This window comes from Bacillus sp. BPN334 (assembly GCF_008368885.1).
Taxonomy (GTDB): domain Bacteria; phylum Bacillota; class Bacilli; order Bacillales; family Bacillaceae_G; genus Bacillus_A; species Bacillus_A wiedmannii.
In genome coordinates this window covers 96,434-108,175 of record NZ_QOZW01000014.1, presented here as the reverse complement: position 1 = coordinate 108,175, position 11,742 = coordinate 96,434, and the positions used below count along the sequence as shown (strand labels likewise).

The 11,742-nt window shown below is 35.9% G+C and carries 12 protein-coding genes; all 12 read left to right on the top strand.

Features of this window, described 5'->3' with window-relative positions; genetic code table 11:
* Positions 1–69: 69 nt before the first annotated feature.
* The 12 genes from DN393_RS23000 to resE all read left to right on the top strand — a co-directional run bounded on the left by DN393_RS23000 (position 70) and on the right by resE (position 11,695).
* Positions 70–459: a hypothetical protein gene (locus DN393_RS23000; protein ID WP_064476635.1), complete on the top strand. Its 390-nt coding sequence runs from the start codon at positions 70–72 to the stop codon at positions 457–459.
* Positions 460–481: 22 nt separating this feature from the next.
* Positions 482–973 carry a YpuI family protein gene (locus DN393_RS22995; protein WP_016133998.1) on the top strand — a complete coding sequence of 164 codons (492 nt, stop codon included), beginning with the start codon at positions 482–484 and terminating at the stop codon, positions 971–973.
* Between the two features lie 105 nt (positions 974–1,078).
* On the top strand, positions 1,079–1,993 hold the full coding sequence (locus tag DN393_RS22990) for a superoxide dismutase (RefSeq protein ID WP_000082674.1): 915 nt from the start codon (positions 1,079–1,081) through the stop codon (positions 1,991–1,993).
* Positions 1,994–2,104: 111 nt separating this feature from the next.
* Positions 2,105–3,229 carry a D-alanyl-D-alanine carboxypeptidase DacB gene (gene dacB, locus DN393_RS22985; protein WP_064476633.1) on the top strand — a complete coding sequence of 375 codons (1,125 nt, stop codon included), beginning with the start codon at positions 2,105–2,107 and terminating at the stop codon, positions 3,227–3,229.
* Positions 3,222–3,818, top strand: coding sequence for a spore maturation protein SpmA (spmA, locus tag DN393_RS22980; protein WP_000247805.1), 597 nt, complete (start codon positions 3,222–3,224; stop codon positions 3,816–3,818). The genes dacB and spmA overlap by 8 nt, the downstream gene beginning before the upstream one ends.
* A complete protein-coding gene (gene spmB, locus DN393_RS22975; protein WP_000029511.1) occupies positions 3,815–4,345 on the top strand; it encodes a spore maturation protein SpmB in 531 nt (176 codons plus the stop codon). The genes spmA and spmB overlap by 4 nt, the downstream gene beginning before the upstream one ends.
* A 292-nt stretch (positions 4,346–4,637) precedes the next feature.
* Complete coding sequence (rluB, locus tag DN393_RS22970) at positions 4,638–5,366, top strand: 23S rRNA pseudouridine(2605) synthase RluB (protein ID WP_064476632.1); 729 nt, start codon at positions 4,638–4,640, stop codon at positions 5,364–5,366.
* A gap of 94 nt (positions 5,367–5,460) precedes the next feature.
* On the top strand, positions 5,461–5,982 hold the full coding sequence (gene resA / locus DN393_RS22965) for a thiol-disulfide oxidoreductase ResA (protein ID WP_064476631.1): 522 nt from the start codon (positions 5,461–5,463) through the stop codon (positions 5,980–5,982).
* 121 nt (positions 5,983–6,103) lie between these two features.
* Positions 6,104–7,729 carry a cytochrome c biogenesis protein ResB gene (gene resB, locus DN393_RS22960; protein ID WP_149173974.1) on the top strand — a complete coding sequence of 542 codons (1,626 nt, stop codon included), beginning with the start codon at positions 6,104–6,106 and terminating at the stop codon, positions 7,727–7,729.
* A 14-nt stretch (positions 7,730–7,743) separates the two neighbouring features.
* Positions 7,744–8,901 (top strand): cytochrome c biogenesis protein ResC, encoded by a 1,158-nt coding sequence (resC, locus tag DN393_RS22955; protein WP_088048397.1) that lies wholly within the window; start codon positions 7,744–7,746, stop codon positions 8,899–8,901.
* A 302-nt stretch (positions 8,902–9,203) separates the two neighbouring features.
* Positions 9,204–9,920 carry a DNA-binding response regulator ResD gene (gene resD, locus DN393_RS22950; RefSeq protein ID WP_000426862.1) on the top strand — a complete coding sequence of 239 codons (717 nt, stop codon included), beginning with the start codon at positions 9,204–9,206 and terminating at the stop codon, positions 9,918–9,920.
* Positions 9,920–11,695 (top strand): sensor histidine kinase ResE, encoded by a 1,776-nt coding sequence (gene resE / locus DN393_RS22945; protein WP_088048398.1) that lies wholly within the window; start codon positions 9,920–9,922, stop codon positions 11,693–11,695. Before resD ends, resE begins: the two co-directional genes overlap by 1 nt.
* Positions 11,696–11,742 lie beyond the last annotated feature (47 nt).

Sequence of the window (11,742 nt, the reverse complement as noted above, 5' to 3'; positions counted from 1 at the left end):
TAAAAGAGTATTTTGTTTGTCAGAAAATTAAGTTAAAATGAATTGAAAGAAGGAAGAGAGGGGAAGTAGATGATTATAATAGGTTATGCGGGATATGAGTTAGAGAAAGCGAAACCTAATACATCAGAAGATTTCTTTAATAGATCTGAAGTGACATATATATTAAATAATAAAGAAAGAACTTTTTCCGTTTTATACGTTCGATATTTTGAAGAAATTTTACAAGAAATTACTCCTTTTGAAGGAAATCCAGTATGTAAAGTAGAAGAACAAGACATATATTTACGAGATATTGTAGCGATATGTTGTTTATTGAAAGAGAATGAGCATCGCATGCAAAAACGTTTATATTTAAATAATATAGAAGCATTCCAACAATATTTTGATGAGGGAACAGTGGTGAAAGTACAAGAAATATTGGCTGAATTACATAAAAATAAAAGAGTAGAAATAGCGTGAAATGGCAAAGGAGAGGGAAAAAATGTCTAATCTGATGGTTGAAAATCAAACAGAACAAGTTTCTATGTTTTTAGAAGATGTTATTACTTTGATAACCAATTATGTAAATTATCATACGTTGCCTTCTTTATTAGAAGAAACACCAGCAGGGAACGAGCAATATTATAAAGGGTTATTAGCATCAATGAGACGTCTTCTCGTTTTTTGTGAAGAAGGACATGATGCATGTTTTGTTTTGTTAAATAGCCAGCCATTTCGAAAAACAGCAGCTGAGAAAATTTTATATAAAATTTATCATCAAGTAATTGCAGAGTTTTTCTCACCAAAGAGTGATCATTGGTATGAAAATAGTCGGTCTGCCTATACAGGGAAAAACTCCATCGTTTTTCAACAAACGCCACCAGCATCTATAGAGCAAGTGATGAAGAGTTTAGAAGGTAAATTTCAATTGATGCGAGAAGAACTAGAATATTATGAGACGGATTACCAAACAAAGATGTTACACAAATATTAATTGCGAAAAAGAAGCTAAGGGGACTTAGCTTCTTTTCCTTTTGTAAAGTTATATAAGGGATTTCCTTTGAATATATTTATGGGGATAGCATTAAGGAGGTGTAACATGAGTCAGCAAGGTGTATTTACAGATTACTTTCATGAAGTAGAAAGCTGGTGTGAAAGTGTTCTTCACGTATTGGATAGCCGTGCAATGGAAGTGTATGATGTCCATATGCTTGCTTATAAAATTCAAACGTTATTAGATCGTATGAAAGAGCATGAGTATGATACAGATGCAGAGTTTATGTATGAAATAAGTGATGATGTAGAACATATTCAGCATCATTTGCAGGAAGTATTCGTGCAGGGAGAAGAGGAATATGAACTATATGAAAGAGGGGATAGTGAACGAGCTGTTCCAATTGGAGGGCATACACTTCCACCATTACCTTATCCGTATAATGCGTTAGAACCGTATATTTCTAGAGAAATTATGATGTTACACCATGATAAACATCATCGCAGTTACGTGGAAGGATTAAATAAGGCAGAGAAGATGATGGAAGAAGCGAGAAAAACAAATCAATTTGATTTAATTAAGCATTGGGAAAGAGAAGCGGCTTTTCATGGATCAGGTCATTACTTACACACGATATTTTGGAATAACATGAAAAAAGATGGTGGCGGAAGTCCAAGAGGGGCTCTTTCACAACAGATTGAACAAGATTTTGGGAGTTTTTTACGTTTTCAAAAACATTTCACAGAAGCAGCTTCTAAAGTGGAAGGATCAGGCTGGGCGCTTCTCGTTTGGGTACCACGATCTGGAAGATTAGAAATTTTGCAGAGTACACTTCATCAATTATTTACACAATGGGATACGATACCGCTCCTCGTACTAGACGTGTGGGAACATGCGTATTATTTACAATACCAAAATCGAAAAGATGAATATATTAAAAACTGGTGGAATGTTGTAAATTGGCCTGATGTAGAAAAAAGATTTGAAAGTGCGAAACAAATTGAATGGACACCGTATTAGACGCAGGTTCTCTGCGTCTTTTTTATTAGAAAGAGAAAGAGATTTCGTTCATATTTTAAAAGGCCAAGCATACACTTGTACAAAAAGTGCCAAAAGGACGTGGGGGGAAATATGAGACGAATTTGTGTAATAATCACGCTTCTTATTATGTACGCAAGCGTTATGCCAATTCCTACATATGCAAAGATGAACAGTAATGTCAGTGCTCGAAATGCTGTATTAATGGAGCAACAGTCCGGTCGTGTATTATACGGAAAAGCAGAACATGAGCCACAAAAAATTGCTAGTATAACAAAAATTATGACAGCCTTGTTAGCTGCTGAATCAGGAAAAATGAAAGAAATGGTATCGGTTAGTAATGAAGCGGTGAGAGTAGAAGGATCAGCAATTTATTTAAAGCCTGGACAGAAAGTAAAGTTAGAGGATTTAGTATATGGACTCATGCTTAGATCTGGTAATGATGCAGCGCAAGTAATTGCTGAAAATGTAGGAGGAAGTATAGAAGGATTCGTATATTTAATGAATGAAAAGGCGAAACAAATTGGAATGAAAGATACTCACTTTTCAAACCCACATGGTTTGGATGGAGATGGATCCCATTATTCATCAGCCTATGATATGGCACTTTTAACGAAGTATGCAATGGGGAACGAAACCTTTAAGAAGATTTTTGGGACGAAAACGTATAAATCAGATTCGTGGGATTATCCGTGGAAAAACAAACATAAACTTGTGACGTCTTATTATGAATTTGCGACAGGAGGAAAAACAGGTTTTACGAAGAAAGCAGGGCGGACACTTGTTACAACAGCATCAAAAGATGGACTAGATCTAATTGTCGTAACTTTGAGCGCTTCTAGCGATTGGGATGATCATATGAATTTATTTGATAAAGGTTTTGAACGTTTCAAGCAAACGAACGTTGTAGGACAAGGAGCTCTTGCTGAAATAACAGAAAAGAAATATGCCAATCATGTTTATATGAAAAATAGTTTTGCGGTGCCTTTAACTGAGCAAGAAAGAAAGAATGTCATATTAAAAGTTGAACTCGATAAAAGTGCAAAACTTAAGGATGGAGTAAAAGTTGGAAAGACAGAAATTTATGTTGGCAACGAGAAAGTTGGAGAACGGAATTTATTTTATAGTAAACGAAAGTTAGTAGCTACGACGGGAATGTATTGGAATAATGTGAAAGAAATTTTTTCTCATATGATAGGTGTTGGGAGCGATGGTTAATCTCGTATGGGTAGCGATGGCAGTCATAGGGATTGTATATGCCATGATAAATGGGACGATGGAAGCAATAAATAAAGCCGTATTTGACGGAGCCAAAGACGCAGTAACAATTTGTATAGGACTTATTAGTGTATTGGTATTTTGGCTCGGTTTAATGAAAATTGCAGAGGAAGCAGGGTTGTTAAAAAAGTTAGTGGCACTTTTTATGCCGATAGTAAAAAGGTTGTTTCCAGAAATACCGAAAGATCATCCGTCAATGGGATTTATTTTATCGAATATGATGGCGAACTTTTTTGGGCTAGGTAATGCAGCAACCCCTCTTGGTATTAAAGCGATGGAACAATTGAAAGAGTTAAATGGAGGAAAGGATTCGGCGAGCCGTTCTATGGTGACGTTTCTCGCGTTAAATACATCAGCGATTACTTTAATTCCTACTACTGTCATTTCGATTCGAATGACGTATGAATCAGCGAATCCTACTGAAATTGTTGGGGTAACATTCATTGCACAAGTACTCTCTATGATCGGAGCGATTTGGATTGACCGCTATTTTTACCGAAGAAGGAGTAGGAAGGGGCGGAAAAAATGAGTATTGTAAATACAATTTCATTATGGGTAATCCCTTGTGTAATTGGTTTTATCCTTTTATATGGCACGATAAAGAAAGTACCAACCTATGAATCGTTCGTTGAGGGAGGAAAAGAAGGAATTCAAATTGCAATCTCCATTTTACCGTTTATGGTTGGAATGCTCGTATCTATTTCTATATTTCGAGCTTCAGGTGCATTAGATGCAATGATATCAGTAATGAAGCCGATGTTAGATTTAATTCATGTCCCAGCAGAAATTGTTCCACTAGCACTTATACGCCCTATTTCAGGATCTGCTGGTTTAAGTATTACGACCGATTTAATTGCCACATATGGGCCAGACTCGTTTATTGGAAGATTGGCTTCTACGATGCAAGGGAGTACGGATACGACTTTTTATATTTTAACAGTATACTTCGGAGCTGTTGGAATTAGAAAAATGGGAGATGCATTAAAAGTAGGACTTTTTGCCGATTTAATCGGGATTATTTGTTCAATTGTGTTTGTTTCTTTAATGTTTAAGTAAGGCGGCTATTCATTTTTTATGCTATTTCGCTTATAATACGTATACGACCACTATTAAGGTGTTGCTTAATAGTGGTTTTTTTATGCGGTATTTTTGACAAAATGATGAACTTTTATTGTGAGCAATATGAAGAATATGGACAATAATAAAAGGTAAAAACATGATTTGCCCTTTATATGTTTATTATCATCGCTATGTTGTTTAAGTAAGATGAAGCGAAAAGCCGTCAAGCGTATGCGGTTGCCAAGTCTTTCTAATGTAAGGTAAGATAAATTCGAGGTGAAAAAAAGAAATGGAACGATTACAAAAAGTGATTGCGCAAGCAGGTATTGCATCGAGAAGAAAGGCTGAGGAATTAATTCAGCAAGGAAAAGTAAAAGTGAATGGAAAAATAGTGAAGGAGTTAGGAACGAAAGTAACTCCTCAAGATAAAGTAGAAGTAAATAACATCCCTCTTGAAAAAGAAGAACCTGTTTATTTTTTACTATATAAACCAACTGGCGTAATTTCAAGTGTATCAGATGATAAAGGAAGAAGTGTTGTAACAGACTTTTTCCCTGAAATTAGACAACGTTTATTCCCAATCGGACGCTTAGATTATGATACGTCTGGCGTATTATTGATGACAAATGATGGGGAATTTGCAAATGTATTAATGCATCCGAGATATAAAGTTGAAAAAACATATGTTGCAAAAATTAAAGGGCCATTAACAGGTGAGAAAATTCGCATGTTAGAACGAGGTGTTGCATTAGAAGATGGGAAAACAGCACCAGCACAAGTGAAAATTATTTCTTGGGACAAGCGTAAAGAGACTGCGATTGTACAATTAACGATTCATGAAGGACGTAATCGTCAAGTACGCCGCATGTTTGAAGCGTTAGATTGTAAAGTAGTGAAACTAAAGCGTGAACGCTACGCCTTTTTAGAAGTGGGTAACTTGCGACCTGGTGATGCGAGAGAATTGTCACCACATGAGGTGAAACAATTACGTGCATTGGCTTCTACAAAGCCGCGCTAATCGATAGTGTGAAACTTTCACCAGTGGAATGCTCCGCTGGTGATTTATTAAAAAATACATATATTTATCACTCGTCGAAGAGAGGGGAGACAATATGAAAAAAAATCGCTTATTATTTCGCGTTATTATTCTGCTCATTTTAAGCGGTGCTGTAGGATTTACACTTTATCAAGGATTTTTTGCTGATAAAGAGAAAATGCAAATTGGAAAAGAAGCACCTAACTTTGTTGTGACAGATTTAGAAGGAAAGAAAATTGAACTGAAAGATTTAAAGGGAAAAGGTGTATTTTTAAACTTTTGGGGCACTTGGTGTAAACCGTGTGAGAAAGAAATGCCTTATATGAACGAATTATATCCAAAGTATAAAGAAAAAGGCGTTGAAATCATTGCGTTAGATGCAGATGAAACAGATATTGCTGTTAAGAACTTTGTGAAACAATATGATTTGAAATTCCCAGTTGCTATTGATAAAGGAACAAAAATCATAGGCACATATGGGGTAGGACCATTACCGACAAGCTTTTTGATTGATAAAGATGGAATAGTAGTCGAACAAATTATAGGTGAACAAACGAAAGAACAGTTAGAAGAATATTTAAAGAAAATTACTCCGTAATAAAGAAAGCCTTTACATATGAGGTGCATACTTATAGTGCCTCTGATTTAAAAATTCTGAGTATTGCGGTAACTTGAGGTTAGAATATACAATAGTACATATAGATATAGGGGCGGTGAGAGTGTTGAAAGAAATTAAGTGTGAATGTGGACATGTTAATCCAATAGGAACTGTTTTTTGTGAAGCATGTGGGAAACCATTTGAAAGTAATGAAAATATAAAACTATTGGATATGCGCTATGAGGGGAGTGCTCGGAGATCTCTCACACAAACAAAAACGATAGTCGATAAAATTTGGAGCTTTTTCTCTTCTGTAAAAGTGGGTGTCTGGCTCATTGTAATCACTTTAGCTGCATCAGCGATAGGAACTATTTTTCCGCAAGAAATGTACATAACTCCAGGGATTGCACCAGCTGAGTATTATAAGCAAGAATATGGGTTTTTAGGGCAATTATACTATCAATTAGGATTTAATAATTTATACGGTTCGTGGTGGTATATGATTTTAATTGCTTCAATAGGTATTTCACTGGTGATATGTAGCTTAGACCGTGTTATACCACTTTATAAAGCTTTAAATAAGCAAGGGGTGAAAAGACACCCTAGCTTTTTAAAGAGACAAAGATTATACGGGACTGGTACACCACAAGATGGTGACTTGGAAAGAGTGCAAAAGAATTTAAAGAAAGCAAACTATAATGTGAAAGTGGAAGACGGTAACATTCTAGCTGAAAAGGGACGGTTTTCACGCTGGGGTCCATATGTGAATCATATCGGTCTCATTATCTTTTTATTCGGTGCAATGCTCCGTTTTTTACCGAGTATGTACGTAGACGAAGCGCTTTGGTTACGTGATGGTGAAACGAAAGAAATACCAGGAACGGATGGTCAATACTATTTAAAAAACGAGAAATTTATAAAGGAAGTTTATGATAAAAGTAAGGACAAGGAAGTTTTTGATGAAGCAATTGACCGTGTAGGTGATAAAATGATTGCGAAAAACTTCCAAACGAATGCTGTATTATATAAAGCGGTCGGCGAAAATATAGCAGGACAAAAACCGAAATTAGAAAAAGTAAAAGAAGCGGAAATTCGAGTGAATGAACCGCTGAAATTTGATCAATTTGCTGTATATCAAGTGGATTACAAAGAAAGTGAATTTAAAAGCATGTCATTCCATTTGCAAAACAAAGAAAATAATCAAAAGTGGGGACCGATTAAAGTAGATTTAACGAATCCTACAGAAAAATTTGATTTAGGAAATGGTTATTCTTTAGAACTATTAAGCTATTTCCCTGATTTTTATTTTGACGAGAATGGAAGACCAAATACGAAAACGAAATTACCAAACAACCCTGCATTTGTGTTTAAAATGTTTACGCCTGAAACACCAGATGGTGAAGTGAGTTTTGTTGGTATTCAGCAAAATATAGAACCAGATGGGAATAACAAATATAAAATGTCCTTTGCAGGTGTTGAAATGCAAAATGCAACAGCACTTACTGTAAGGAAAGATTTAACGCTTTGGATTCTCGGTATTGGAGGATTTATATTTATGGTTGGTGTCATTCAAGGGATGTATTGGAATCATCGCCGTATTTGGATACAACGCGTTAATGATGAATGGTGGATTGCAGGACATACGAATAAAAATTGGTTCGGTTTAAAGAAAGATATTGAAAGAGTACTAGAAGGTACAGCAATTCCACAGCCAAGCGATAAAGTAGTGGATAAAAAAATTAGTTAAGGTGGGGAAACGATATGGTGCAAATAAGTAGTAACTTTCTCTTTACCGCATTTATTTTATATTTAATTGCAACTCTATTTTTCGGGGGAGCAATTAAAGAAAAAGGTCATAAATGGGCAAATATAGGAATAACGATTACAATTTTAGGGTTTATTGCACAAATAGTATATTTTGTTACGAGATGGATTGCATCAGGACATGCACCAGTTAGTAACTTTTTTGAGTTCGGTACGTTTTTCGGCATGATGCTTGTCGGAGCATTTATTGTCATGTATTTTATGTATCGCGTAAGTATAATCGGACTCTTTGCATTACCAGTTGCGCTTTTATTAATTGCCTATGCAAGTATGTTTCCGAGGGAAATATCTCCGCTTATTCCTTCTTTGAAAAGTAATTGGTTACATATTCACGTGACGACTGCAGCAGCAGGACAAGCAATTTTAGCAATTAGTTTTATTACGGGTGTTATGTATTTATTGAAAAATGTAGATCAATCAACGAGAAGTAAACGTACATTTTGGTTAGAAACGGTAGTGTTCACACTTGTTTGTACAGTTGGTTTTATTGCAGTGACAACGGTATTTTCTAGTATGAAATATGAAGCGAAGTTTCAATGGATTGATAAAAATGAACAACAAGTGGAAATGAAGTACAATCTTCCGGCTTTAGTAGGACCGCACGAAGGAAAGTTATTGACAGAAAATAAATTAGAACCGACAGTTGAAGTTCCAGCGATTGTAAATGCGAAAAAATTAAATACTGTTATTTGGTCAGTGTTAGTTGGGACATTACTTTATATTGTATTAAGACTTGTTTTACGCAAACGAGTATCGGCAGCACTTCAGCCGTTAGTAAAGAATACAAATAGTGATTTACTGGATGAAATCGGATATCGTTCTATTGCAATTGGATTCCCAGTTTTCACATTAGGTGCATTAATTTTCGCCATGATTTGGGCACAAATAGCGTGGACGCGTTTTTGGGGCTGGGATCCAAAAGAGGTTTGGGCGCTTATTACTTGGCTCTTTTATGCGGCGGTATTACATTTACGCTTATCAAAAGGGTGGCACGGAGAGAAGTCAGCGTGGTTAGCGGTAATTGGTTTTGCAATCATTATGTTTAACTTTATTGTAGTAAACTTAATTATCGCGGGTTTACATTCATACGCATAGAGAAATAAAATAGGAGAGTGAATGTCACTTTCCTATTTTATTTTTGTCAACTTTTCTTCTTTTTTGAGAAAAACATGACAAAGTAGCGGTTGATTTTGTAAAATGATGTCGAGGACATTATGTACTGTTCAAAAAAAATACATAGTTTTGGAAAAAAAATGAACAAACTTTATTATTCTTGTGAAGCATAATATGGGAAGTGAAACATTTAGAAGATTGCTTAAATAAACGAGAATAGCGCAACATACTAGTGTAGAAGGGTAGGTGTAAACCGTTGTGGTAAAAGTACGCAACGGGTAGAAATGGAAAATGAATCAAGAATTTTAATTGTAGACGATGAGGATCGTATTCGTCGTTTGTTGAAAATGTATTTAGAAAGAGAACAATACACAATTGAAGAAGCGGACAATGGTGATACAGCTTTAGAAATGGCGTTACAAAATGATTACGATTTGATCCTATTAGATCTTATGATGCCAGGTAAAGATGGTATTGAAGTGTGTAAAGGGGTTCGTGAGAAGAAAGCGACGCCAATTATTATGTTGACGGCAAAAGGTGAAGAAGTAAACCGAGTACAAGGGTTTGAGGTAGGAACTGATGATTATATTGTGAAACCATTTAGCCCACGTGAAGTAGTGCTTCGTGTGAAAGCGGTCTTACGCCGTTCTGTACCAACAACGTTCTTTACACAAGATACAACGACAAAAGATGTTACTGTGTTCCCTCATTTAACAATTGATAATGATGCACACCGTGTTACAGCAGATGGTAATGAAGTAAACTTAACACCGAAAGAGTACGAATTACTATTATTCTTAGCGAAAGCGCCTGATAAGGTATTTGATCGTGAGCAATTGTTAAAAGAAGTATGGCAATATGAATTCTTTGGAGATTTACGTACAGTTGATACGCATGTAAAGCGTTTACGTGAGAAGTTAAGCAAAAAATCACCAGATGCTGCGAAGATGATTGTTACCGTTTGGGGCGTAGGTTACAAGTTTGAGGTTGTGAACGACTGATGCTTTGGAGAAGTGTAGTAGGGAAGTTATGGATGACCATATTACTTCTCGTTTCGTTTGTGCTTGGATTTGTTGCGATTTTACTTTCACAGTTTTTTAGAACATATTATGTTGATATGAGTGAAGCTAGGCTTCAAAAAGTTGCAACAAGTGTTTCAGAGTTAATTGAAGAAGGTGCCGATGTAAAAACGATTGAGAATATCGCGTACAAATTCTCTGATCCACTTTCAAGGATCATTATTGTAGAAGATGGTAAAGAAATATCTTCTTCGCCGAAACAAGAAGGATTAGTCACTCTTACAATGGATGATTTGAAAGAAGATAAAGAATTAGCGGCTGTTTTTATAGACAAAAAAGAAATTAAGAATAACATTAGAAAAGCCTCTAATAGTAGAAAGAATAAAAACACTGAAAATGATATTATGATTGTCGGAAAACCAATGCATTCAAAAAATCAAAGTGCAGTGTTCGTATACGAATCTTTACAAGTACCGATACAAGGTATGGAGAGAACGACTGATTTTATATTCTTATCAGCAGGGATAGCGATTATATTAACAACGTTCTTTGCATTCTTCTTATCTACTCGAATTACAGCACCACTCCGTAAAATGCGTGAGGTTGCCTTTGAGGTCGCGCGTGGGAAGTTTGATGCGAAGGCTCCTATGGTATCTCAGGACGAGATTGGTGAGCTTGCAACGGCCTTAAATCAAATGGGGAAACAGTTGAAGTTTAATATGAATGCCCTGCAGCAAGAAAAAGAACAGTTAGCTAGTATTTTAAGTAGTATGGCAGATGGGGTTATTACGTTAAATCAAGAAGGTGAAGTCGTTGTAATTAATCCGCCGGCTGAACATTTCTTACAAGTTTGGCAAGAGGAAAAGGAAGTCGAGCTCAGTAAAAAACTACCTTCTGAACTTGTTGAACTATTCCATCTCGTTGTAGAAAGCGAACAACAACAAGTGGTTGAAATTAATTTACAAAAAGGGAACTATGTAGTTCTTATGACTCCGCTGTACAACCAAACGAAAATTCGCGGTGCTGTAGCTGTATTACGTGATATGACGGAAGAACGCCGTCTTGAGAAGATGCGTCAAGACTTTATTGCGAACGTATCACATGAACTTCGTACACCGATGGTAATGCTTCAAGGGTATAGTGAAGCGATTTTAGATGATATTGTGCAAACGAAAGAAGAAATTAATGAGTTTGTTCAAATCATTTATGATGAATCCGTTCGTTTAGGTAAACTTGTAAATGAATTATTAGATTTAGCGCGTATGGAAAGTGGTAATGTAGAGTTACATATAGGTGAAGTTGATATTCATCCTTTCGTTGAAAAAATAGGTCGTAAATTCCAAGGGATTGCAAAGGACAAAGAAGTCGCATTAACGGTTGATTTCCAAAATCCAATTGAGCAATACCCGTTTGATGCAGATCGTATGGAACAAGTATTGACGAATTTAATTGATAACGCAATTCGTCATACGAATGCAGGCGGACATGTAACGCTTGTAATCGATACGAAAAATAATGGTCTTACTTTTGAAGTACAAGATTCGGGCGCTGGCATTCCAGAAGAAGATATTCCATTTTTATTTGATCGTTTCTACAAAGCTGATAAAGCAAGAACACGTGGGAAAAAAGGTGGAACAGGGCTCGGGCTTGCGATTGCAAAAAACATTGTGCAAGGCCATGATGGTAAAATTGCTGTTTCAAGTGTTGTTGGAGAGGGAACTACATTCTCTGTATATTTACCGAATCGTATAATTTAGATATACGTTTTTAAAGTTGATAATGAATAAAGTTCTACTGTTTTTTA